Origin of the sequence: Thermosulfurimonas sp. F29, from assembly GCF_019688735.1 — a bacterium.
Taxonomy (GTDB): domain Bacteria; phylum Desulfobacterota; class Thermodesulfobacteria; order Thermodesulfobacteriales; family Thermodesulfobacteriaceae; genus Thermosulfurimonas_A.
This window is the reverse complement of the sequence record NZ_JAIFYA010000002.1, coordinates 370,355-391,811: the sequence shown is the minus strand read 5'-3', so window position 1 is coordinate 391,811 and position 21,457 is coordinate 370,355. Positions and strand designations below refer to the sequence as shown.

The 21,457-nt window shown below is 53.8% G+C and carries 20 protein-coding genes and 1 CRISPR repeat array; of the genes, 18 read left to right on the top strand and 2 right to left on the bottom strand.

Translation table 11 applies throughout. From position 1 onward, the window contains the following. Nucleotides 1–2: 2 nt before the first annotated feature. Nucleotides 3–1,292, bottom strand: coding sequence for an OmpP1/FadL family transporter (locus K3767_RS06515; RefSeq protein WP_221172760.1), 1,290 nt, complete (start codon nucleotides 1,290–1,292; stop codon nucleotides 3–5). Between the two features lie 185 nt (nucleotides 1,293–1,477). Here K3767_RS06515 and cmr1 point away from each other — a divergent pair, with 185 nt between their 5' ends. From cmr1 to cmr5, 5 genes are read left to right on the top strand one after another with little or no spacing between them, the layout of a single operon-like run. Further along, the gene (gene cmr1, locus K3767_RS06510; RefSeq protein ID WP_221172759.1) at nucleotides 1,478–2,731 is read left to right on the top strand and encodes a type III-B CRISPR module RAMP protein Cmr1; all 1,254 of its coding nucleotides are present in this window, start codon (nucleotides 1,478–1,480) and stop codon (nucleotides 2,729–2,731) included. Further along, nucleotides 2,718–5,537 carry a type III-B CRISPR-associated protein Cas10/Cmr2 gene (gene cas10, locus K3767_RS06505; RefSeq protein WP_221172758.1) on the top strand — a complete coding sequence of 940 codons (2,820 nt, stop codon included), beginning with the start codon at nucleotides 2,718–2,720 and terminating at the stop codon, nucleotides 5,535–5,537. The genes cmr1 and cas10 overlap by 14 nt, the downstream gene beginning before the upstream one ends. Beyond that, the gene (locus K3767_RS06500) at nucleotides 5,515–6,534 is read left to right on the top strand and encodes a type III-B CRISPR module-associated Cmr3 family protein (protein WP_221172757.1); all 1,020 of its coding nucleotides are present in this window, start codon (nucleotides 5,515–5,517) and stop codon (nucleotides 6,532–6,534) included. The genes cas10 and K3767_RS06500 overlap by 23 nt, the downstream gene beginning before the upstream one ends. A gap of 11 nt (nucleotides 6,535–6,545) precedes the next feature. Further along, on the top strand, nucleotides 6,546–7,448 hold the full coding sequence (cmr4, locus tag K3767_RS06495; RefSeq protein WP_221172756.1) for a type III-B CRISPR module RAMP protein Cmr4: 903 nt from the start codon (nucleotides 6,546–6,548) through the stop codon (nucleotides 7,446–7,448). After that, on the top strand, nucleotides 7,445–7,870 hold the full coding sequence (gene cmr5, locus K3767_RS06490) for a type III-B CRISPR module-associated protein Cmr5 (RefSeq protein WP_221172755.1): 426 nt from the start codon (nucleotides 7,445–7,447) through the stop codon (nucleotides 7,868–7,870). Before cmr4 ends, cmr5 begins: the two co-directional genes overlap by 4 nt. A 61-nt stretch (nucleotides 7,871–7,931) precedes the next feature. Here the strand turns inward: cmr5 and K3767_RS06485 are convergent, their stop codons facing one another. Further along, entirely contained in the window at nucleotides 7,932–8,279 is a 348-nt protein-coding gene (locus K3767_RS06485) for a hypothetical protein (RefSeq protein WP_221173126.1), read from the bottom strand. Here K3767_RS06485 and cmr6 point away from each other — a divergent pair. From cmr6 to K3767_RS06420, 13 genes are all read left to right on the top strand, one after another. Continuing rightward, nucleotides 8,256–8,774, top strand: coding sequence for a type III-B CRISPR module RAMP protein Cmr6 (gene cmr6, locus K3767_RS06480; RefSeq protein ID WP_221172754.1), 519 nt, complete (start codon nucleotides 8,256–8,258; stop codon nucleotides 8,772–8,774). The genes K3767_RS06485 and cmr6 overlap by 24 nt on opposite strands. Next, entirely contained in the window at nucleotides 8,767–10,014 is a 1,248-nt protein-coding gene (locus K3767_RS06475; RefSeq protein WP_221172753.1) for a TIGR02710 family CRISPR-associated CARF protein, read from the top strand. Before cmr6 ends, K3767_RS06475 begins: the two co-directional genes overlap by 8 nt. A 240-nt stretch (nucleotides 10,015–10,254) precedes the next feature. Next, a complete protein-coding gene (locus K3767_RS06470) occupies nucleotides 10,255–11,979 on the top strand; it encodes a CRISPR-associated primase-polymerase type A1 (RefSeq protein WP_221172752.1) in 1,725 nt (574 codons plus the stop codon). 260 nt (nucleotides 11,980–12,239) lie between these two features. After that, nucleotides 12,240–13,201: a CRISPR direct-repeat array (repeat unit 37 nt; unit sequence GTGAGAAAACTTTCCCTCACGAATAAGGGATTGCGAC). 32 nt (nucleotides 13,202–13,233) lie between these two features. Continuing rightward, nucleotides 13,234–14,253 (top strand): CRISPR-associated endonuclease Cas1, encoded by a 1,020-nt coding sequence (cas1, locus tag K3767_RS06465; RefSeq protein WP_221172751.1) that lies wholly within the window; start codon nucleotides 13,234–13,236, stop codon nucleotides 14,251–14,253. A gap of 12 nt (nucleotides 14,254–14,265) precedes the next feature. After that, entirely contained in the window at nucleotides 14,266–14,553 is a 288-nt protein-coding gene (gene cas2, locus K3767_RS06460; protein WP_221172750.1) for a CRISPR-associated endonuclease Cas2, read from the top strand. Then, on the top strand, nucleotides 14,550–14,840 hold the full coding sequence (gene cas2 / locus K3767_RS06455; protein WP_221172749.1) for a CRISPR-associated endonuclease Cas2: 291 nt from the start codon (nucleotides 14,550–14,552) through the stop codon (nucleotides 14,838–14,840). Before cas2 (K3767_RS06460) ends, cas2 (K3767_RS06455) begins: the two co-directional genes overlap by 4 nt. Before the next feature lie 62 nt (nucleotides 14,841–14,902). Continuing rightward, on the top strand, nucleotides 14,903–15,838 hold the full coding sequence (locus K3767_RS06450) for an AAA family ATPase (RefSeq protein WP_221173120.1): 936 nt from the start codon (nucleotides 14,903–14,905) through the stop codon (nucleotides 15,836–15,838). Between the two features lie 91 nt (nucleotides 15,839–15,929). Beyond that, nucleotides 15,930–17,321 (top strand): OprO/OprP family phosphate-selective porin, encoded by a 1,392-nt coding sequence (locus K3767_RS06445; RefSeq protein WP_221172748.1) that lies wholly within the window; start codon nucleotides 15,930–15,932, stop codon nucleotides 17,319–17,321. Between the two features lie 153 nt (nucleotides 17,322–17,474). Next, nucleotides 17,475–18,635, top strand: a complete 1,161-nt coding sequence (gene metK, locus K3767_RS06440; protein ID WP_221172747.1) for a methionine adenosyltransferase — start codon at nucleotides 17,475–17,477, stop codon at nucleotides 18,633–18,635. 17 nt (nucleotides 18,636–18,652) lie between these two features. Beyond that, nucleotides 18,653–19,906, top strand: a complete 1,254-nt coding sequence (gene ahcY, locus K3767_RS06435; RefSeq protein ID WP_221172746.1) for an adenosylhomocysteinase — start codon at nucleotides 18,653–18,655, stop codon at nucleotides 19,904–19,906. Beyond that, nucleotides 19,907–20,593: a 7-cyano-7-deazaguanine synthase QueC gene (queC, locus tag K3767_RS06430; protein WP_221172745.1), complete on the top strand. Its 687-nt coding sequence runs from the start codon at nucleotides 19,907–19,909 to the stop codon at nucleotides 20,591–20,593. A gap of 5 nt (nucleotides 20,594–20,598) precedes the next feature. After that, nucleotides 20,599–21,006 (top strand): YkgJ family cysteine cluster protein, encoded by a 408-nt coding sequence (locus K3767_RS06425; protein WP_221172744.1) that lies wholly within the window; start codon nucleotides 20,599–20,601, stop codon nucleotides 21,004–21,006. Continuing rightward, on the top strand, nucleotides 20,981–21,448 hold the full coding sequence (locus K3767_RS06420; RefSeq protein WP_221172743.1) for a chemotaxis protein CheX: 468 nt from the start codon (nucleotides 20,981–20,983) through the stop codon (nucleotides 21,446–21,448). Before K3767_RS06425 ends, K3767_RS06420 begins: the two co-directional genes overlap by 26 nt. Nucleotides 21,449–21,457: the final 9 nt, after the last annotated feature.

Sequence of the window (21,457 nt, the reverse complement as noted above, 5' to 3'; positions counted from 1 at the left end):
ACCTAAAACCGGTAGCTCAGGTCAAAGCCCACGATGTGCGCGTGCCCGGTGTAGGTACCGTCAAGATTGGATCGGTTCGCCTCGGGAGCCGTGCCGGGCTTGGCGTCCTCCATGTGCACATAGGTGTAGGCGGCGTCCATGGTGAGGTTGCCCCGGCGATAACCCACCCCGAGGTTGAAGAAGTGCCGGTCGTTGGTGGGAAGCTCCGGCCCCCGGTAGCGGTCGTCTATGGGCGAGGGATCGAAGGCGTAGCCGAAGCGGAGAGACCAGCGGTCGTTAAGCAAATATTCGGCCCCGAACCTCACCGCCCACACATCGTCCCAGTCCTTGGGCTGGACGACCGTACCCGGAGCACCGGTGGGATTTCCGGGCTCGTGTTCGAATTTGTACTTGAGCTGCTCGTAGGTGCTCCATCCCGTCCACATCAGATCCAGACTCAGGATCCAGCGCCGGAAGTAGCGGGTGGTGATCCCAAAGGAAAGCGTGTCCGGAAGGTCGAGAAACACCTCACCGTCCCCGTTGCGGAAGGCTTGAGAAGCCGACACGAAGGTGAAACCTCCACCCGGAGCAGGCAGGACGGCGACGGTTCCCGGGGCATTGTTGTAATATTTAGCGTCTCCCTCGAGGTCCAGGGTGACCTGAGAACGGTACACCAGGCCCAGGGTGGTGTGTTCGCGCAGGCGGTAGGTCAGAGCCACCAGGAACCCTCCGTCCCAGTCGTCCCCGGTAAGCTTGGTTTTGACATCCACCCCGGTGGTGGTGGGGGCCACGGATTTCCTCAGCTCGGCGTCGGCATAGACTATCTGGGCCCCCACCGCCAGGGAGAGCCTCTTGGTGAGCTTCACCGCCACCGAAGGGGTGATGAAGTAACAGAAAAGCGAGGTGTAGACCGCATCGTAGCGCCCGGCCCAGTCGCCGTCCCAGTCGGTGGCCAGCCCGTAGGGGACATTCAGAGAGAGGTTCAGGGTGAGGCGCTCGTTCAGGGGGTAGGCCGCGTAAAGGAAGGGTAGAGGGTGCACCTTCTCCACCATGTCGAAGTTGGGCCCGCGGTCGTTTTCGAACTTAACGGTGGGATAGACCAGGGAGAGGCCGGCCATCACCTCGGGGGCCTTGAGGAAGGCCGTGGCCGAGGGGTTGTACCAGGCGGCCTCCACCATGTCCGTGCGGGCGGTGACCGCCGCCGAAAGCCCCATCACCCGGGCCGAGCCCTCGTTGAAGAGCTGAAACCCCGCGGCGAAGACTCCATTTGTCCCCAGGATCCAGAGAAGTAAAAGCAAAAACATCCTGTGCATGATTTCACCTCCGCGTGGAATCCCGTCACAGATACCTTAAAAGGCAAAAAATGGCAAGTCGTTCGTGTAAAATCCTCCAAAACCGAAGCGAAGTTTATATTTTGCACTTGAGTGGATAACTTTGTTTCTCCGGCTCCGGAGCGGCCCTCTTGACTTCTCCGGCGTGTAGGAGTTAAAAAATCCCCATGGGGGTCAAGGGGGGCGAGTTTCTTCGCCGCAGGTTCGAAAACCGCGCAATTCTTATTCTCACCTGCCGCATCGTAACGCCCATGTTCTTGGGCGATGCGTGGCAGGAGGCGGCCCTGCGCGCTGCACCCTTCAAAGGCCTTCTGCGCTACTGGTGGCGGGTGGCCGCAGGAAGCAGGGTGAAGGATCATAAAGAGTTACTGGAGAGAGAAACGGAATTTTTCGGCGGCGGGGGAGAAAAGGCCCAAAAGAGTCTGGTAAGGATCTGGGTTGAAGGGGAAGTAGAGTCCACTAAAGACGTAATTTCTAAAAAAGAAAATTATGTGGTTCATCCAGAAGTGGATTTTTGCCCTAAAGAATGTCTTAAAGAAAATCCCACTTGTAGATACAAAAAGAAAGCCGATTGCCAAAAAAGGCATGAAATTTCTCCTTTTTCTTACCTGGGAGGAATGGGCCTTTTTTATTCAGACGGTTTTAGAGTAAGACGCTCCTATCTCGCTCCGGGAGAGTCTTTTACGCTAAACATGGGAGTCCCCGAATATCTTCTGGAAGATAATGAAGAAGCCGAGATCTTTAAGACCGCCCTCCTTTACTTTCGGGCTTTCGGAGCTGTCGGCTCCCGTTCCCGCAACGGCTGGGGAAGTTTTCAGGTGGAAGGGATAGAACCTGAAAGTTGTATCCTAAAACTCAAAGACGGGCTGAAGGGAAGTTTGCCTTACTGGAAAGATTGCTTTGATAAGCCTCACCCTCACACTCTGGCAACAGATCATGAAGGCAAAATACTTTTATGGAAGGCAGAGAAATTTAAATCTTGGCAAGAGGCCCTGAAATTTCTTGCAGAAGTTTATATTTATGTGCGCACAGGTTATGTACCTGAAGAATATAATTGGCCTAAAAAAACAAAATTAGATCCAGATGGCACGCACAATATAGCAGAAAGACATCTTTTAGGTTTTCCTTTAACTAATCATCCTGCGGTAAATGTCGGCTGGGGAAAATGGAGCCAGAAGAAGAATAAGTATGTCCCGGATGCAAGATTAGCTTCGCCTCTTCGTTTTTTGGTTAAAAAATATTCTAATATATATAAAGTTTTCGTTTTACATCTTCCGTATTATTTAGATCCGAAACTTTACTCGAAATCTAATGAAAAAGTTGAATGGATTTCAAAAAAACAACAGATAGAAATCTGGCAAAAAGTTCACGAGCGGCTTGATCAGGCCATGCAGAGAGCAGGTATAAATGAGTGCCTTTAAGCGAAGTGAAGAATACTGGCGGGAGAAGCTTGCCGTTTTTCTTCACGATCCGCCGGACAAAGCCCTCTCCATCAGGGAGCATGTAAGCCGGGCGGCTCGCTTAAAGGATATACTCTATATTTCGGCTGAAGAATCCCTCCTCAAAAAGGCCGACCAGGTGGCCTCGGGGCTGGATCGAACCTTTCTTCCCCGAAGGGAAGAAGGAGGACAGATAGAATTTCCCCACCATCCTCGCATCACCCATCCCACAGGGAAAATCGAAGCCTTTGATCTTCGTTCCCTTTCCACCGGAGCAGAAGAATCATTAACCCGCCTGGTAGAACATGATACTCAGAGGTTAAACGACTTCTTTTCCGTCTTTCACTACTTCCGCCATGTGCTTCCCTGGCGCCTGGGGAAGGAAAATATAGGAGGGCTTTCCTGGCGCTGGCATTACCTCCCGGCAGATACCCGCCTCCCGGATCACTCCATCTGGCAACACTGTGCGCTAACCTCGGCCCTTTACTCCTGCTACAGGCTTTCCTCAAACCGAAAGGCCTCCCTCATGCTTTTCAGCCTCACCCCGGTCCAGAACTTTATCGCCCGCTCGCGCAAGCTTCGCGATTATTGGACGGCCTCGCTCATCCTTTCCTGGCTGGCCTCAGAAGGCCTCTGGACGGTAATCTGCCTTTACGGTTCAGACCACATTATCTATCCCTTTCCCGTGGACCAGGCCTTAATTGAAAGTCGGCTTGATGAAAAGTGCGGTTTCGGAGAATGGGCCGAACGCTATCAGCGGGAGACTCGTGCCGCCACCCTTCCCAATAAGTTTCTCTTCCTGGTCCCTGAGGGTGAGGAAAAAAATACTGCTAAAAAGATAGAAGAGACCGTAAAAGGAGTCTGGCTTGACCTTGCCGAGAGGGTACGAAATCTTGTTGAAGAAAGGGCCTTCGGAAAGGTTCCTGCGGAGTGCCTTATCGCCTTTAAAAAGATTTTTTCACGCCAAACCGAACACTTCTGGGAGTTCCACTGGACGGCCGTGCCCTTGCTCGACGAAAGCCTTCTAAATAAAGGGCAGGATTTTATTCCCGAAAATTTGGTTGTATCCCTTAGGGCTTATCTTGAGGAAGCCAGGAAGAAAAATTTTCCCTATCTTAATCTCACCGAAAAGTTCTTTTATCCGGCTTCTCACGATCTTCTGGCGCGGGGGCTGGCCGCGGAAAAGCTCTCCCCGCCAAACACCCGGGCCGAGGAGCCGGGTGTCAAATGCCACCTGCATCCGGATCTTGAGGCCCTGAGGTTTTCGTGTGTGGAGTGTGCGGAGGCGGGGATGGAAAAGTGTCTTCTTCATCCCGAGCGCCGCCCCGACCCCAACCCCCGGCCTAGGGAAGATCCCTGCTGGCAAAAAATCCGCAAAGCCTTTCCTCAATCCGAGTTTAAGGATACCGAAAGGCTCTCCGCCATAGCCCTCATAAAACGCCTGGCCTATCGGGCAGTATCGGATGGGCATCCACTTTATTCCTTTTTCAAAGAGGCGGAGAAGTTTCCCTCCAGCACGGAAATGGCCTTAAGCGAGTGGCTTAACAGGGCGGAAGAGGACATGAAAGAGCTGGGGCTATCCTCCAGAGAAGTTGCCGAGATACTTCACCGAAAAGAGGCCCGCGAAAAGAACGAAATAGAAGAAATACCCGAAGGAGAAGAAAAGGAAATCCGTAACAAAGTAGAAAAACTCCTCTCTCGTCGGAAAGACCGGGGGGATGAGATCCTTCTTCAGGATCGCTACTATGCCATTCTCCTTATGGACGGAGACCGGATGGGTAAACTTCTTTCCGGAGGTTTTGCCGCAACATGGGAAAGCGTTCTGCATCCCGAACTGGTGGAAAGAATCAGAAACGGTAAGGTTAGCAAAAACTTTGTGGAATTCTGGCAGGATTTTCTCTCCTGCAGGCGGCTCCTTTCCCCTGCCACCCATGGGGCCATCTCTCAGGCCCTGGCCCACTTTGCCCTCTACACCGTGCCCTATCTCGTTGAGACCCACGGGGGAAAGCTCATCTATGCCGGGGGAGACGATGTGTGCGCGATCTTTCCGGTATCCACCGCGATCTCTGCCGCCCGAAGGATAGGCGAGGCCTACAACTGGGCCTTTGTAAGACTCCGCAGGAAGACCTCTATTCTGATCCGTGAGGGCCGTAAGATGTCTTACTTATGGAATGAAACTCAGGAGATTAGGGAAGCTTCGGAGTTAAACGACGACGATCTTTTGCTACTTCACCTGGGGCCGGGCGAGAAAATTTCCATCTCCGGTGGGCTTCTCATCGTGCATCACAAGTGGCCGCTCAGGGCGGCCGTTGAGCGGGCCCATGAGCTACTTAACCTGGCCAAAGATTCCGGTCGGGCGGCCCTGGCCCTTGAACTTCACCGGCGGGCCGGGGAAAGGCGCACTTTTGTGGCGGGTTTTCGGGATACCGTTAAATTTTCTGCCGAAGAGGTTTTGGTGTGGGAGGCTTTTCGGGAGCTGGTGGAGGCCTTTGCCCGCAAAGAGCTCAGTTCTTCCTTTGCCTATCGTCCACGGGAACTGGCCGAAGGGCTCAGGGCTTTGAGGGATCAGGGACCGGATAGGGTGTCCGAATTTATAAGAACTCAGATTCGGAGCGAGAGGCTAAGCCATCACGAGGAGGTATCCCGACTCTCCCGAATGGTCACTGCCGTTCTTTTAGGTAGAAGAAAATACCCACAAGGAGAAAGTGATTTAGGTTTTGAAGCTCTGGAGATAGCCAGATTTTTAGGGGAGGCATGGCGACGCCATGCACATAAAACAGTGGCTTGAACTAAAGCCTCTTGACACCCTCTTTTTCCGGGGCGGGGAGCCCATGGTGGCCGGCGAAACCCATGAGGCTGGAAAGCCTGTGTTCCCGCCGGTGCCGGAGACTATAATTGGCGCCCTGCGTGCAGCCATTCTGGCCCAGAAAGGCATTGCCCCCGAAGGGTTAGAGACAGGCAAGCCTCTTGAAAATTTGCCTTACTGGGGCACCCCCGAGGAGCCCGGTTTTCGAGTGTTGGGGCCTCTTCTTAAAGTCCGAGGGGTGGTCCTTTTTCCCGCGCCGGCAAGCTGGTTTTATGTGGGAAAAGGCCGAAACAGGCTTGAAGTGCGGGAGGCCAGGCCCGAAAAACATCCTCCTGTAAAGCTTTCCCGGGAAAAGCCTCTGTGGATAGAAAAACCCCTTCCGGACATGGAGCCTCTTTCCGGAAAGTTCTGGCTTACGCGGAAGGCCCTGGAAAACGAGGGGGGCTTTGAGCTTGATGTTGCCGGGGAGCTAAGGGATATTTCCGAAGATGAAGCTTTAGCCGTGCCCACCAAATTTCTCATAAGAACAGAAGAAAGAGTTGGAATAGCCCGGGATAATATTCGTCGTGCAGTAAAGACCGGACATCTTTATGCTTCTCGCCACCTCCGTTTCACCCCGGAGGTTTCTCTTGTGGTGGGGCTGGACAAGCCGCTTTGTCCCTCTCACTTAAAAGCCGAAGGGGTCTTTCAGCTAGGGGGAGAAGGACGCCTGGTGCGTTACCGAAGGCTAAACGAGAGCGAGATCCCGGAGTTTCCCGAAAACGGCAGGGGTCGTGTCCTGGTTTTATCTCCTCTTCTCTACACCCGGGCCGAAAGATTCGGGCTTTTAAAGTTTCCTTACGCTTCGGGCAAACTCCTGCGCGTGGGCGGCTGGGACATGAGAAAGGGCTTTCACAAACCGGCCAGAGCCTATTTTCCGGCAGGAGCGGTATTTTACACCGAAGAGGACTACGGGCTTTGTGAACTAATGCCTTTTTAAGGAGGAATGAGATGATCTGGGGTGAAGAAAAGAGGCTTTGTCTTCTTTATGCCCTAACGCCCATTCATGCCGGAGCCGGACAGGCTTTAAAAGCGGTGGACCTTCCCATCCAGCGTGAGCGCCACACTGCCTGGCCGATGGTGCAGGCTTCGGGAATTAAAGGGGCTCTCAGGGACTGGTGCGAGAAGGTCTGGAAGAAAATGGGATTAAGGAAAGATCTTGCGGATTGCATCTTCGGCAAGGCGGGTGAAGAAGCCAGCTGGGCCGGGGCGGTAACTGTGACTGATGCCAGGATCCTTTTCTTCCCCGTGCGCTCCAATGTGGTCCCATTTGTGCATGTGACCTCTCCGGCGGTGCTCAAGCGCTTTGCCGAAGACCTCACTCTTTTGGGGTTAGAAAATTCTTTAGGGCAGAAAGAAGTTCAGGAGGACCAGTTTATCCCGCTCACGGGTTCCTTTCCGGATGAGATAGTCCTTGAGGATCTGGTGGCTAAGAAAGCTCAGGATAGTTCTCTCGATGACAAGAATTGGCTAAACAAAAATCTTCCCGAGCTACAAAAGGCAGTCCTCATATCCGATGAGGTCTTCGGCTATCTCGTGCGCACCGCCACCGAGGTCCAGGCCCACATAACTATTGATGATGCCACCGGCACGGCCAAAGAAGGTTCTTTGCGGTATCAGGAATACCTTCCGGCAGATTCCGTGCTTTATTTCCTGAGCTTTTTTGCCGAAGACCGCAAACCCGATAGCTCATGCAAGGAAGGAGGACTTCGTCTTCTTCCTCGGGATGTAGCTTCTCTGGTAATCGATGCGGTTGCCACCCACATCCAAATAGGAGGTGACTTCACCCTGGGTAAGGGTATTTGCAAAGTTTACTGGATAGCCCCTGATGCCTCTTCAGGAGGTGCGTCATGAGAACTGAGGGACAGGAGCGGGCCCGGTTTGCTTACGAAAAGGCCCGTGCTGCTATTAAAGTCCTGGGTGATGGAGGAGCCAAGGAATTTTCGAGCTTTGTAGCCGGACTTCCGGCTATGATCATGCAAAACGGCCTGGGACATACCCTTTGTTTCCTTCTGGCCAAGGCCGCTGACCAGAAAAACGGCAGATACAAAAAAGAAGGCCAAGAGGCCAAACACTGGCTTGCCTTTGAAGCCCTGGCTTCCTGGCTCAAAAACCAAGATATGCTTTCTTTTGATCCTGAAGCTCCCGCCACTACCATTGAAGAAATCTCCCAAAAAGAAGCCCTGGAGTATCTCACCCTACAGGAAGAAGCTTTGAGATTCCTTGAGTGGCTAAAGGTGATGAGTAAGATGTTCGTGGAGGAAAAGGGTGCCTAAGCCTGGCCGCAGAAAAGAGCAAAGACAAAAAGTTCAGCAAAATCCTCAAAAATTCCGGCCTCTACCGGAAAAGCTTGCTTCTTTTTTTGAACATCCAGGCTCGGGATTTAATTTTGGTCTTCACTTTAACAAGGGTCTTTATGCTTACTGGAACACCCAAAAAGGTCTGCGTTTTCCGATGTATCAATTCCAGGCGCAAAAAGAGGCCCGAGAAGTGCTTGATACCTACCACAAAATCAGGCCTAACCTTGAGGGCCTCCTTGAGCGGAAAAATCAAGAGATGGAAGCCCTTTGCCAGGCCTTTAGGGCCTCTGGATACGAAGTGTGGGCTAACACTTACATCCTTAAGGCTCCCCTCATTATCGGCCTCGGAAACGCTCATCCTATGGAGCGCGGTTTCACTTTCCACAGGACTTTGGGGATTCCCTACATCCCGGCGGAAAGTATAAAAGGCGTGGTGCGTCTGGTCTATCTGGTAGAAAAAGCCCAGGAGGATCCGAACTTTTTTGAAAACTGGGCCCGGGAAGATAATCTTTTCTGGAACGAGCTTTCAAAGCCTTTCGGAAGGATGGAAAAGGAAGGCAAGTCAGCCCAAAGAGGCAAAGTCGTCTTCCTGGATGCTTTGCCGATTGAGCCTCCCGAGCTTACCCTGGAGATCATCACCTGCCATTATCCTGAATATTACGAAGAAAGAAGAGGCCCCACTGAGGACCAACATCCCCGTCCTCTCCCATTCCTGGCCGTGGCTCCCGGAAGTAAATTCCGTTTTATCCTGCTGATACACGAAGATTTGGAAGAGGAGTTCCGGAAAAGAGTCAGAGAGGCCTTTGAAGCCGCGCTAACGGAGCACGGCTTTGGAGCCAAGACGGCTTTGGGTCACGGGAGGTTTAACAAGAATGTTTAAAAAGGGGCTTTTGATTTCAGTTGGAACAGGCATAGGTGACAGTCCAGAAAGTATTTTAAACGCTATCAAACTTTCTATTTCTGATAGAAATCCTAACTTTGTTGCTTTTCTTGTATCTAAGGATTCCAAAGATAACGCTAAAGTAGTAGTTGAGGAGTTAAAACTATCTTCGAGGAATTATAAGTTTTTTGAAATTCCAGATCCTAACGACTTAAATGAGTGTGTTAAGAAGACTGAAGAAGCCCTAAGATGGTTATTTAAAAAAGGGTTAGATTCTAGCCAAATTATTGCTGATTTTACTTCTGGAACTAAACCTATGTCTTCTGCCATCGTAATGGTGGCTTTTCAAAAAGATATAGGTCGCCTTAGTTATATCCAAGGAAAAAGAGAAAAAGGTATTGTAAAATCTGGTACTGAAAAAGTTGTATCTTTTCAACCTTTTATTATTAACAGTTATTTCAAATTTGAATTAGCTTATAAAAGTTTATTGCAATATCAATTTAAAATTGCACATTCGTTGATTGGTGACATCCAAAATTTCATAAATCTATTGTCAGATTATAAAAGTGAAGTAAAATATTTAAATTTCATTATACGAGGTTATCACGAGTGGGACTTATTTCACCATCATAAGGCTGCGAAATTTTTTGAAGAAGCTAAAAAAGAGTTAAAAGGTGTTCAAGAAGAAAAGTTAAAAAAACTTTTCCCGAAAGAAATAAGTCATATAAAGTTTATTGGAAATTTAATTTATAAGAAAGAAAAACATCCAGCAATTATAGCTGATTTATTGGCAAATACTGATCGTCGGATAGAAGAAGGGAAATATGATGATGCTATTGCTAGATTATATAGAATTGTAGAACTTATAGCTCAAGTTCTTCTTTTTTGTAAATATAACTTAGATAGTTCGAATGTAAACTTTGAACAGATAAAAGAAAAGATAATTCGTAAAGATCTTTTGCCTGAATGGAAAAAAATATTAGAACAAGAAAATAAAATAGGACTATGGAAATGTTATAAATTATTAAATGATTTGGGTGATCCAATTGGAAAAGAAATAAAAAATTTTCAGGATTTATTATATCAAAGAAACAATTCTATATTAGCCCATGGATTAACTCCGATTAAAAAAGAGATTGTTGAAGAATTGAGAGAAAAAGTGGAAAATATCTGTAAAAGCCAGTTTGAAAATTTTGAAGATTTATATAGGAAATCTGTTTTTCCATGGCAAAGAATTTAGTTTAAAAAATAACAAAAGAAATAAATGCCTCTAAACCTCTCCCCCAAACCCCTAACAAAAATCGTAAGAACCAGACTTCAAGAATTTTTTCCCAAAATTCGGGAGTTTTACGGGGAAAATCTTCTGGGAGTCCTCGTTTTCGGCTCCCTGGTCAGGGGAGACATAAAAATGGGTTTTGATGTTGAAATTTTATGAATATTGAAAAGATTCGGAAAATTTTTCGGGAATAGCCGTATCATCGTGAACGAGTTCCTCGAAAAGTCCGAGAAGTTTCTTTCGGAGGGTCGTGATCTCAAGGCCAGGGAGATAATTCTCCGGCATCGTTTGCGCCCCGGACAAACGGCCGAGGAATATTTTCGGTGGGGAAGTCTTTGCGAGGCCCTGGGATTAAAGGCTCAGGCCGCGGAGTGTTACGATCTTGCTATTTCTCGTGATCCCGACAATTCGCGCTATCTTATGGCCCGGGCGGAGGTGGCCTATGAAATGGAAGATCTGCCGCGAGCGGCCACACTTTTTTATCGGGTTTTGAGGCTGGCCGATTCGCAGACCGTGCGCCGGAAACTGGCGCAGGTGCTGCGGGAGCTGGGGCGCCCCGGAGCAGCCGCCGCGGTGGCCGGGCCTCTCGAGGCCGGATTTCAGGAAACCCCGCTGAGGTACTTTCCTCCCAATCTCGGGGATCGAGAACTCGAACCGTTACGAACACTTTTCCGTGGAAGACCCCTTCATGCCGAGATGCAAATTACCGTTTACGGAAGGACCGCTCTCGTCATCAGGGACGGAGCTCCCACCTCGGAGAAACTTTCACGGCACCTTCTGGGGCGGACCTATCTCGTTTATTTCCCGCTTACGGAGGACAACAGGCTCCATAGCGCCTATTTCGTAATAGCTCTTCCGGAGCGCGAGGTGGACCGAAACCGGCGTAATCGGGGCTGGCTGGCCATCAAGGCCGAAGCCGTAAAGAAGGAGGCCCTTTTGGTGTGGCATCGGGCTCGGGCGTGGGGGCTTGAGGGTGCGCTGGAGCGGGTTAACCCGTTTCGCTATCGGTTGTGGTTTTTCTTTTCCGAGCCGGTTTACTTTCTCTGGGTCAGACGATTTTTTGAGACCCTGAAGGAGAGGCTTCCCTTTCCCGGTGAGGGGATATTCTATTCTTACGAAATCGGAACCCGGGGCGAGGGAGTGGGCTGGCTGGAGAAGGGCTTTGAACTCCCTTTAGGGATACATCCGGCCACGCTTGAGCGTTCGCTTTTCGTTGATTCCGAAGGTGTCCCCCACCCGGAACAGCTTTCTTTCCTCAAACGGATACGACCCATTTCTCCGGGAGCAGTGAGGGAATTCTGTCGTCGGTCCACCCCCGTGATTCTGCCGGAGGGAGATCCTCCCGAGCTGAAAAGGCTTCGCCGTTCATGCGCGATTGTGGATCTGGTCATCAGGAGGGCCGAGGCCGGCAGGCGTCTTTCCCGGGAGGAAAAGCTTACGGTGATGCTTTCGGTGGGATTCCTGCGCAACGGCCGGGAGCTGGTTCATCGAATTCTTTCCGGCACTCCGGACTACAGTTATACGAGGCTTGAGCGGATGTTCAGAGGGGTTCCCCGCAATCCCATAAGCTGCATCAAACTGGAGTCGTGGTTCAGGGATTTTGTGATGGACACCCCCTGTGGGTGTGTGTTCGGGAGGATCTTGAGGGGGCGTTATCCTTCTCCGCTACTCCATGTTGATCCTCACCTGGTTCCCGGGCGGACGGATAGATTGACCCTTGCTTACAGTTCTCCTGCGGAGCTGGCCGGGATTTATCTCCACACCCGGGAGAGGCTTTGCCATCTGGAGGACGAGCTCAGGGAGTACTTACGGCGGCATTCCGGGAGGCTGCGGGCTGGCGATTATTTCGTTTTTCTCGAGGGCGATCGGGTGGCAGTCCGACGCCGGAAGGGTCGCACCCCTTACCCGGACGGGGATGATGTGTTTTAATTAATAAATAGTTCTTTGAAAACCGGGCGATAAGGGTCCCTTTTTTCGTGAGGGTTTTATAACCCGGTATTAAATTGTGATTTTTGGGGTATTGAGGGGAGGAACCCCATCAATTTTGATTTTGCGTGATTTCTTGAGGAGTTACTGTTAATAAGTTGGGGCAGAATCCGGGTGCGATGGGGCTTTCGGGGAGGGTTCTTTATCCCTTATCGAGGTATGATTTACAAATACAGGAAAGTACAGGAGTTACGAAGCATACTGTGAGAAAACTTTCCCTCACGAATAAGGGATTGCGACTTAGAAAAATTATCAAGATGGCGTTTCCACTCGGAGTGAGTGAGAAAACTTTCCCTCACGAATAAGGGATTGCGACAGGATAGGTTAGAGTAATCATTACCCGAGGAGGGTCCGAGTGAGAAAACTTTCCCTCACGAATAAGGGATTGCGACTCTCCGTAGAGCCAAATAAAGTTTCCTGGAAACCCTTTTAGCCCAAGTGAGAAAACTTTCCCTCACGAATAAGGGATTGCGACTTATCATGGCTTCAATATCACCTAAAATCCTCTCTATACCAAGTGAGAAAACTTTCCCTCACGAATAAGGGATTGCGACTCCTCCCTGAACACTTCCATGACACACCTCCTTAAAAGAAAGTGAGAAAACTTTCCCTCACGAATAAGGGATTGCGACGGCAGAGAGCGCGAATCCAACCTGACGAAGTTGTCTGAGTGTGAGAAAACTTTCCCTCACGAATAAGGGATTGCGACCCAGCAAAATCAGTAAAAACTAGCGTGTTAAAGCTTCCGGTGAGAAAACTTTCCCTCACGAATAAGGGATTGCGACCGAGACCTGTCAAATGAATAACATATTGAGAAAAATGTGAGAAAACTTTCCCTCACGAATAAGGGATTGCGACGATTGCGTGGAGGCGCAAAACCTTTCCATCTCCGAACTTTCGTGAGAAAACTTTCCCTCACGAATAAGGGATTGCGACCCCTTACTGCAGGACTCCATGAAAGATCAACCACAAGGTGAGAAAACTTTCCCTCACGAATAAGGGATTGCGACACGGTAAAGTGGAGTGCATTCCTGACATGTGTAACGAACGGTGAGAAAACTTTCCCTCACGAATAAGGGATTGCGACCCAGATCCAACTATGCGCCACCAAGCATAAGCGACACGCTTGTGAGAAAACTTTCCCTCACGAATAAGGGATTGCGACCTCAAATAAAAGGAGCATCAGGGAGGGCTGAAATGATCCTTTACCTCACCGAACAGGGATTAAAGGTGTCGCGGGAGGGGGAAAGGCTCAAACTGGAAATCGGCCATAAGAAAGAAGAGGTCAGGCTGGCCGAGGTGGATCAGGTGGTGGTCTTCGGAAGAGTTAGTTTCACAGCTCCGGCCCTCCAGACCCTTCTAAAACGCGGAATACAGGTCCATTTCCTGACCCTTTCCGGAAAGTACCTGGGAAAACTCTCCACTCCCTTCGGGAAAAACATAGAGTTGAGACTGCACCAGTTTCGGACATTTCACGATCCGACCAGGCGGATCCAGCTGGCCAGGGCCTTCGTGCACGGGAAAATTCACAACCAGCGGGAATACCTCGTCCGTCAGAAAAGGAGACTGGGGGAAACCTCTCTCGAGGGTCCGATATTCCACCTCAAGCGCGCCCTGACGGAACTTCCTGCGGCCAAAAATGTCGAAGAGATATTCGGTATCGAAGGGATGGCCTCGCGTCACTACTTCGAGGGACTGGGGACCCTCCTCAAACGATCCGGTTTCGAATTCCGCGAACGCACCCGCCGCCCTCCTAGAGATCCCGTAAACGCCCTCCTTTCCCTGGGTTATACCCTCCTCCTTTCCCGGATCTGGAGCCTGGTGGAAACCGCGGGGCTCGATCCTTACCTGGGGTTCCTGCACTCGCCGGACTACGGCAAGCCCTCCCTGGTGCTCGATCTCATGGAGGAATGGCGCCCGGTGATAGTGGATACGGTGGTAATTCGAGTCCTGAACTGGAAGACCATAAAGCCCGAGGACTTCACTCAGGAGACCTTTCCGGACGAGGAAGAACCGAAGGAGATCCAGCCCGTAAAACTCGGCCGGGCCGGACTCAAGAAGTTCGTAAAACAGTTTCAGGAAAGGTTAAAGGAGGAGGCTCTTTATCCTCCCCGGGGAAAGCGCTTCCGGTACGCTGACATCCTGCGAGAACAGGTATATCTTTTGGCCCGGGTACTCAAAGGTGAGAGTCCGGAATACCGTCCATTCATGATTTGATATAATTTCCTCATGGATCGGCAGTTCTACATCATCTCGTACGATATAGGGGATCCCAAGCGCCTGCAAAGGGTGCACAAATTCCTGAAGGATTACGGCAAACCGGTTCAGAAAAGCGTGTTCGAGTGCTGGCTAACGGAAAGGGAGCTGGAGAGTGTAGTGTCCTGGCTTGCGGACTTCATAAAACGCACGGAGGACCGGGTGCGCATTTACCGCCTCTGCCGGAACTGTCTCCAAAATGTTGAATTCACCGGTCCGGTATACTTCGCGGAGGAACCACCGGAGGAATTGATCCTGTGAAACAGAACTACTACCTCGTGTGCTACGACATCGCCGACGAAAAGAGGCTCCGAAAGGTGGCCCGCATAATGGAAGATTTCGGGATACGGGTGCTTTACAGCGTGTTCGAATGTCGGTTAACGCCGGAGGAGTTCGCCGTCATGAGACAGACGGTGGAGGAAGTTATTGACGCCCTGGAGGATCGGGTGCGATACTACCGGCTCTGTGAGACCTGTCGCCGCCCGGTGGTGCACCTGGGTTACGGAAAGCACACCCGTCTTCCGGAAGGGGATCACCTTATCCTTTAAAAGGGAGGTTCGTGGTGAAGAGACCGATATTTCCTTTCGCGGCCATAGTGGGTCAGGAGGACATGAAACTGGCTCTCCTCCTGAATGTGATCGATCCCGGGATAGGCGGAGTCCTCATCCGGGGGGAGAAGGGCACCGGGAAGTCCACGGTGGTGCGGGCCCTTGCGGACATCCTGCCGGAGATCGAGGTGGTGGAGGGCTGCCCATTTTCCTGTGATCCCGACGACGAGGAACATCTCTGTCCCTTCTGCCGGGAGCATCTGGAAAGGGAGGGAGAACTCCCCCGCACCAGGCGCAAGGTGCGGGTGGTGGAACTTCCGCTTTCGGCCACGGAGGATCGAGTGGTGGGAAGCATCGACCTCGAGGCGGCCCTCACCCGGGGAGAGAGGCGTTTCGAGCCGGGGTTGCTTGCCGCGGCCCACCGGGGATTCCTTTATGTGGACGAGGTCAATCTCCTTCCCGATCACCTGGTGGACACCCTTCTCGATGTGGCGGCCATGGGGGTGAATTATGTGGAACGGGAGGGGGTGAGCTTCTCGCACGCGGCCCGTTTCGTGCTGGTGGGCACCATGAATCCCGAGGAGGGAGAACTGCGTCCCCAGCTCCTCGATCGCTTCGGACTTTGCGTGACGGTGGAGGGCCTGAAGGATCCCAGGGCCCGGGTGCTCATCATGGAACGCTGGGAGGAGTTCACCCGCGACCCCGAGGCCTTCAAGGAAAGATTCCGAGCCGAGACCGAGGCCCTCGTCGCCCGGGTCGTGGAGGCCCGGGAGAGGCTTCCCCGGGTGAAGATTCCGGAGGAAATGCTCTACGCCATCGCCAAAAAGACCATAACCCTGGGCGTTGACGGTCACCGGGCCGACCTCACCATGGCGCGGGCGGCACGGGCCCACGCCGCCTTTTCCGGAAGGACCGAGGTCACCGGGGAGGATTTAGCCGTGGCCGAGCGCCTGGCCCTGCCGCATCGCCTGCGCCGGCGGCCCTTCGACGAAATCTAGCCGAAGCCGCAAAAAGTTCACAATCCCGCCGGATTCCCTTCACCTCCCTCGATAAGAATCCGGAGAGAAAAAACATCGAGGGAGGTGTCCCATGAGGTACCGGAGAATGATCGGCGGATTGTTGGTGTTGCTCCTGTGTGTGATGGGGGCGGGGAGCCTTCGGGCGGCCTCCGGGATAGAGGATCCCCTCCTCAGAATCCTGGTGCGCAAGGGGATCCTAACCGAGGAGGAGGCCCGCGAGATCAAGCGCGAGGCGGAAGCCGAGGCGGCCCGGGAAAAACAGGCCCGCACCAGGGCCGAAAGGGAAAAGAGGGAAAAGGCGGTAAAGGTCGGAACCCTTACCTATCTGGACTACTCCAACGGTTACGGACCGTTCGACGGAGGAAAGGAGGACGGTCGGAGCTATTTCGCCGTAACCCGGGGTTATCTAAACTTCAAAAAGAGAATCAATCCCTGGCTGTCCTTTCGGTTCACGCCGGACATTCACGACCAGAACGGAAGTTATGAGTTGCGCGTAAAGTACGCCTATGCCCGGTTTGACCTTCCCGACCTGGGAATTCTCACTCACCTCAAGGCGGAGTTCGGGCAGGGGCATTTCCCCTGGCTCGATTTCGAGGAGCACATAAATCCTTACCGGATGCAGGGGACCATGGCCCGGGAGTTCTTCGGCACCTTCAATTCCGCGGACCGGGGTATCTCCCTGGCCGGGAATCTGGGGGGCAAACTCGACGGAGATTTCGTACGGCAACTTACCGCCCACTATCCCCTCTTCAACCACTATGCCGGAAAGTACGGAACCTTCTGGCTCTCCTACATGAACGGAGCGGGTTACCACGGCGACGAGGTCAACGAAAACAAGGCCCTTGAGGGGCGTCTCACCCTGCGACCCTTTCCCCACAGCACCTCCGGACCCCTTCCCCTGGCCGGCCTCCAGTTCAGTTACTTTTTCGTCCGGGGGGAAGGGAACAACGATAACCTCTCGTGGGATCCCGACTACAGCGTTGATCTTTTCATGCTCTCCTATCAGCACCCGTGGTTCGTCGTCTACGCACAATACAGCACTTCCACCGGCAACAACGACGGAAAGTGGGTGGTGGACACCGACGGAGACGGTCTCAAGGACACCGAACTGGACACGAAATGCTGGTCGCTCTTTGCCGATGTGGTCCTTCCCGTTTTCGGAGAGAAACTTCACCTTTTCGGGCGTTACGACCGTTTCGATCCCAACGACGGGGAGCGTTTCTGGGACGGAAGACGCTGGGTTTCCGACTCCTCGGACGAGGCCGAACACTACATGCTGGGGCTGGCCTACTACCTCACCGGGAAAAACATCCTCATGCTGAACTTCGAGTGGATCAATTACGATCGGAACTACCGGATCTCCAAGGATACCTTCTCCGGATGGGGCAAGTACGATCCCGAGGGCACGGATGGCCTCGAGGACGGCTTCCGCGTCCAGACGGTCCTCCAGATAAGCTTTTAGAAACTCCGGAAAAATTCGTGGGGTCGTGCAGTACCGGGGAGGGCTTTAGCCCTCCCCACCTATTTGAAGAGACTCCTGACTTCCGAAGAGTAGCTTGAAAAAATTGAGAACATCGGTTTAGATAGGGCTGAAATTTCACGGGGAGGTTTGAGAATGGGGCTTTCCAATTTCCTCTTCACCTCGGAGTCGGTAACCGAGGGACATCCGGACAAGGTGGCGGATCAGATCTCGGATGCCATCCTGGACGCCATTCTGGAAAAAGATCCCTACGCCCGGGTGGCCTGTGAAACCATGGTCAACACGGGCATGATTCTCATCGCCGGGGAGATCACCACCGAGGCCCGCGTGGATTACGCCACCATCGCCCGCGGAGTGGTCAAGGAAATCGGTTACAATCACTCGGATCTGGGGTTTGACTGGCAGACCTGCGCCGTTCTCACCAGCATCGACCGTCAGAGCCCGGACATCGCCATGGGGGTGGATCGGGGCGAGGAGATCGGCGCCGGGGATCAGGGGCTCATGTTCGGCTACGCCTGCGACGAGACCCCGGATTACATGCCCATGCCCATCTGGTACGCTCACCGCCTGGCCATGCGACTGGCCGAGGTGCGTAAAAAGGGTATCCTCCCCTTCCTCCGACCGGACGGAAAGACCCAGGTGACCGTGGCCTACGAGGACAAGCGTCCGATATATGTGCACACGGTGGTGATCGCCGCCCAGCACGAGCCCTGGGTGGAATATAAGGAGCTAAGGGAAGCCATCGTGGAGGAGGTCATCAAAAAGGTTATCGCGCCGGAGCACCTTCGTCCGGAGACCAGGTTCCTGGTGAACACCACTGGGCGGTTCGTGATCGGGGGGCCCCTTGCCGACTGCGGGATGACCGGCCGCAAGATCATCGTGGACACCTACGGCGGACGGGGACATCACGGCGGGGGGGCCTTCTCCGGGAAGGATCCCACCAAGGTGGACCGCACCCCCTCCTACTACGCCCGCTATGTGGCCAAAAACATGGTGGCCGCCGGGGTCGCCCGGGAGCTGGAGGTCCAGGTGGCCTACTCCATCGGCGTCCCCGAACCCATAGCCATAAATGTGCAGACCTTCGGCACCAACGCCATCCCCGTGGAGCGTATCGTGGAGATCATCAAGGAGCTCTTTGACTTTCGCCCCCGGGCCATGATCGAGTACCTCGACATGAGAAGACCCATTTTCCGCAAGACGGCCTGCTACGGCCACTTCGGACGCAACGATCCGGACTTTACCTGGGAACGCCTGGACATGGTGGAAAAGATCCGGGATCTGGCCGGGCTGGACTAAACGAAAGGGAGGTTTTCATGGAATACCATGTGAAGGATCTTGCCCTGGCGGAGAAGGGACGGTTGCGCATCGAGTGGGCGGGTCGGGACATGCCCGTGCTGGCCCGCATTCGGGAGGAGTTCGAGCGGGAGAAACCCCTCTCCGGTATCCGGATCGGGGCCTGCCTCCATGTGACCACGGAAACGGCCAATCTCATGTTCACCCTCAAGGCCGGGGGAGCGGAGGTGGCCCTCTGCGCCTCCAATCCCCTTTCCACCCAGGACGATGTAGCCGCGGCCCTGGTGGAGGCCGGCATACCGGTCTTCGCCGTCCGGGGCGAGGATCGGGATACCTATTACGCCCACATAAAAGCGGTGCTGGACACCCGTCCGCACATCACCATGGACGACGGGGCGGATCTCATTTCCACCCTTCACGCCGAGCGTCCCGGACAGGCGGCGGAGGTGCTGGCCGGGACCGAGGAGACCACCACCGGGGTGATCCGGCTGCGGGCCATGGCCAGGGACGGAGCACTCCGTTATCCGGTGATCGCTGTAAACGACGCCCTGACCAAACACCTCTTCGACAACCGCTACGGCACCGGGCAGTCCACCATCGACGGAATCCTGCGGGCCACCAACAGGTTGCTGGCCGGGTCGGTGTTCGTGGTGGCGGGTTACGGCTGGTGCGGACGGGGGCTGGCCATGCGGGCCCGGGGCATGGGGGCCCGGGTGATCGTCACCGAGGTGGATCCCCTGCGGGCCCTGGAGGCGGTGATGGACGGCTTCGAGGTCATGCCCATGGACGAAGCCGCCCCTCGCGGAGACTTTTTCTGCACGGTGACCGGGGACATAGCCGTGATCCGCAGGGAACACTTCCTGCGGATGAAGGACGGGGCCATCGTGGCCAACTCCGGGCACTTCAATGTGGAACTGGATCTGGAGGGCCTTTCCGGGATCACCGAGAAGAAAAGACGGATTCGGGAGCATGTGGAGGAATACACCCTGGTGAACGGAAGGCGTATTTATGTGCTGGCCGAGGGGCGCCTGGTCAACCTGGCCGCGGCGGAGGGCCACCCTTCCGCGGTGATGGACATGAGCTTTGCCAATCAGGCTCTGTGCTGCGCCTGGCTGGTCCGGAACTCCGAAAAGCTCGAACGCCGGGTCTATTCCGTGCCGGAGGAGATCGACCGGCGCGTGGCGGAGATGAAACTCGAGACCATGGGTATCCGCATAGATCGTCTCACCCCGGAGCAGGAGAAATACCTCTCCTCCTGGGAGATGGGTACCTAAATGAAGAAAGGCCTTGCGGTGGTCCTTCTTTCCGGGGGGCTCGACTCCTGCGTTACCGCGGCGGTGGCCGCCCGAGACTGGGAACTGGCCTTTCTGCATGTGAAGTACGGCCAGCGCACCGAAGCCCGGGAGGAGCAGGCCTTTCTGCGGCTGTGCGAGCACTTCGAACCAAGGCATCGGCTGATCACCGAAGTCCCAGCGCTTAAGGCCATCGGGGGCTCGGCCCTCACCGACCGGAAGATTTCCGTGCCGGAGGAGGAACCCGATCCCTCAAGGATCCCGGTCACCTATGTGCCCTTTCGAAACGCTCACTTTCTGGCCATAGCCGCCTCCTGGGCCGAGGTCCTGGGGGCCGGGGCCATCTTCATCGGGGCCAATCAGGTGGACTTTTCCGGGTATCCCGACTGCCGGCGGAGTTTCTTCGACGCTTTCGAGAGGGCCATAGAGGAGGGCACACGACCCGAAACCCGCATACGGATAGAGACCCCGCTCATCAACCTCACCAAGGTGGAGATCGTGAGACTGGGAGCGAAACTGGGGGCCCCCTTTCACCTCACCTGGTCCTGCTACCAGCGAGAGGAGGTGGCCTGCGGACGGTGCGAATCCTGTCGTCTCCGTCTCAGGGCCTTCCGCGAGGCCGGAATCAGGGATCCCATCCCTTACGAAATTCCGGTAGGGGAAGAATAGCCCTTATGCCCGAAGGTGAAAGCCCTTCCGAACCCTTTGAGTGTAAGCGCTGTGGTTTCTGCTGTCAGGGGGAAAGTACGGTCTCGCTTTCGGAGGAAGAGGTGCGTCGCATGGCGGCCTTTTTGGGGCTCTCCCGGGAGGAGTTCCTCCGGCGCTACACGGTTTACCGGGGAGGGCGTCTCGAGATGCGCACGGTGGACGGGCACTGCATTTTTTACCGGGGAGAGGAGGGCTGCCTGGTGCATCCGGTAAAGCCGGATCGATGTCGTCAGTGGCCTCTTCACCCCAGCATATTGAAAGATCCGGAAAACTTTGAAATAATTCGTTCCACCTGTCCGGGCTTCCGGGAGGGACTTACCTGGGAAGAACTGAGGAAGTGGCTGGAACATGGACTCTCTGGTGGAAATCATTAAGGAATCGGTGGCCGAGGTGATCGGAACCTACACCGGGGAGACCCCGGTGCTCAGGAGGCAGTTCGTTAAACAGGATAAGGTGGCCCTGGGAGAGGTCACGGCCGTGGCCGGCCTTACGGGAAACAAACTCAGCGGGGCCTTCGTGGTCTCCTTTTCGCGCGAGGCCCTTTTCAGGATCGTGTGTGCCCTTTTCGGTTCCTGCCCCCGGGAAACCACCGAGGAGGTGGAGGACGCCGCCGGAGAGATGGCCAACATGATCTGCGGGGCCTTTCGTCGTCGGTTTGAAAAACAGGGCATTACCCTTTCCGCCTCCACCCCCTCCATCGTCACCGGGAAGGATTATCACATTCATACCCTCTGTAAGTCCGATTTTCTGGCCCTGGAATTTGATCTTTCCGGACATCCCCTGGTCGTTGAATTCTGTCTGGACAGACAATCTTAGGTTTCTGGT

Coding starts and splice junctions, on each gene's coding strand:
- ahcY (WP_221172746.1), top strand. CDS start 18,653: ATGGAATACCATGTGAAGGATCTTGCCCTGGCGGAGAAGGGACGGTTG.
- K3767_RS06500 (WP_221172757.1), top strand. CDS start 5,515: ATGCACATAAAACAGTGGCTTGAACTAAAGCCTCTTGACACCCTCTTT.
- K3767_RS06445 (WP_221172748.1), top strand. CDS start 15,930: ATGAGGTACCGGAGAATGATCGGCGGATTGTTGGTGTTGCTCCTGTGT.
- cmr1 (WP_221172759.1), top strand. CDS start 1,478: ATGGGGGTCAAGGGGGGCGAGTTTCTTCGCCGCAGGTTCGAAAACCGC.
- cas10 (WP_221172758.1), top strand. CDS start 2,718: ATGAGTGCCTTTAAGCGAAGTGAAGAATACTGGCGGGAGAAGCTTGCC.
- K3767_RS06475 (WP_221172753.1), top strand. CDS start 8,767: ATGTTTAAAAAGGGGCTTTTGATTTCAGTTGGAACAGGCATAGGTGAC.
- K3767_RS06450 (WP_221173120.1), top strand. CDS start 14,903: ATGAAACTGGCTCTCCTCCTGAATGTGATCGATCCCGGGATAGGCGGA.
- cmr4 (WP_221172756.1), top strand. CDS start 6,546: ATGATCTGGGGTGAAGAAAAGAGGCTTTGTCTTCTTTATGCCCTAACG.
- K3767_RS06420 (WP_221172743.1), top strand. CDS start 20,981: ATGGACTCTCTGGTGGAAATCATTAAGGAATCGGTGGCCGAGGTGATC.
- K3767_RS06515 (WP_221172760.1), bottom strand. CDS start 1,292: ATGCACAGGATGTTTTTGCTTTTACTTCTCTGGATCCTGGGGACAAAT.
- cas2 (WP_221172750.1), top strand. CDS start 14,266: ATGGATCGGCAGTTCTACATCATCTCGTACGATATAGGGGATCCCAAG.
- cmr6 (WP_221172754.1), top strand. CDS start 8,256: ATGGAGCGCGGTTTCACTTTCCACAGGACTTTGGGGATTCCCTACATC.
- queC (WP_221172745.1), top strand. CDS start 19,907: ATGAAGAAAGGCCTTGCGGTGGTCCTTCTTTCCGGGGGGCTCGACTCC.
- metK (WP_221172747.1), top strand. CDS start 17,475: ATGGGGCTTTCCAATTTCCTCTTCACCTCGGAGTCGGTAACCGAGGGA.
- K3767_RS06425 (WP_221172744.1), top strand. CDS start 20,599: ATGCCCGAAGGTGAAAGCCCTTCCGAACCCTTTGAGTGTAAGCGCTGT.
- cas1 (WP_221172751.1), top strand. CDS start 13,234: ATGATCCTTTACCTCACCGAACAGGGATTAAAGGTGTCGCGGGAGGGG.
- cmr5 (WP_221172755.1), top strand. CDS start 7,445: ATGAGAACTGAGGGACAGGAGCGGGCCCGGTTTGCTTACGAAAAGGCC.